The 1,042-nt window shown below is 59.9% G+C and carries 2 protein-coding genes; one reads left to right on the top strand and one right to left on the bottom strand.

What is annotated here, in order from left to right:
- On the bottom strand, positions 1 to 222 hold a 222-nt coding region (locus AC4FWB_RS34590), incomplete at its 3' end, for a beta-barrel domain-containing protein (RefSeq protein ID WP_491030697.1).
- Between the two features lie 240 nt (positions 223 to 462).
- On the opposite strand from AC4FWB_RS34590, the gene AC4FWB_RS34585 reads away from it, so the two are divergent.
- On the top strand, positions 463 to 1,042 hold a 580-nt coding region (locus AC4FWB_RS34585), incomplete at its 3' end, for a DUF899 domain-containing protein (RefSeq protein WP_491030696.1).

Here is a 1,042-nt window from a genome sequence, read left to right as displayed (position 1 = left end):
GATGTTGATGAAGGCTTCGACCGGCGTTCCGGGATAAAGCTGGTCGGCCTTCACGCCGGGCGGTAGGGTCTCGGCGATCTTCAGCTTGGCGCGGAAATAGGGTTCATGCGTCGCCTGGTCGATGAGCCGGTCTGCGGAGATCTGCGTCACCCTGGCTGAGACCTCGGGCGTCAGTCTGGCGGCCGCGTTGGCGGCAGTCGAACAACAGTCGGCGCGGCGCACCAAATAAATCCTCTGTCCGTGTCGAATTGAGCCTCTCCTGCCCGACATCACCGTGAACGCGAATGGTCGCGTTCAAATCGAGGAAGGAGGTCCTCATGTGTCCCTTGTGCATTTCCACGGCCGCAACGATTGCGATCGGCGCGGCTTCCGCTGGCGGAGTAGCCGCGTTTATCGCCAGGCATCGTGCTGGCAATGCCGTCAGCAGAATCATCCAAAATTTACAAAACACGGGAGGTCAAGATGAACTATCCGCAAATCGTCTCGCGCGCTGAGTGGCTTGTCGCCCGCAAGAAGTTGCTCGCGAAGGAAAAGGAGGCCACCCGGCAGCGCGATGCGCTCAGCGCCGATCGCCGCAAGCTGCCGATGGTCAAGATCGAGCAGAACTACATCTTCGAAGGACTGAACGGGCCGGTGAGCCTGCGCGATCTGTTCGAGCACCGGCACCAGCTTATCATCTATCATTTCATGTTCGACCCGGGCTGGGACGAGGGATGCAGGAGCTGCTCGCACCTGATGGACAGCGTCGCCGGCACGGTCGTTCACATGGCCGACCGCGACACCTCGTTCGCGGCGATCTCGCTGGCGCCGATTGCCAAGATCGAAGCGTTCAAGAAGCGCATGGGTTGGACATTTCCGTGGCTCTCGTCGTTCGGCACCGATTTCAACAAGGATTTCCAGGTCAGCATCGATGCCGAAAGCGGCACGGAGTATAATTACACGAGCGCGGCAGAGCTGCTGAAAGCCGGCAAGATCTGGTTTCCGAAGGGCGAAATGCCGGGCTTGAGCGTCTTCCTTACCGACGGAGACGGCATCTACCACA

It is taken from the genome of Mesorhizobium sp. LEGMi-168a, from assembly GCF_058312955.1.
Note: the sequence above shows the minus strand (reverse complement) of the source record. Positions and strands in the feature narration are given on the sequence as shown.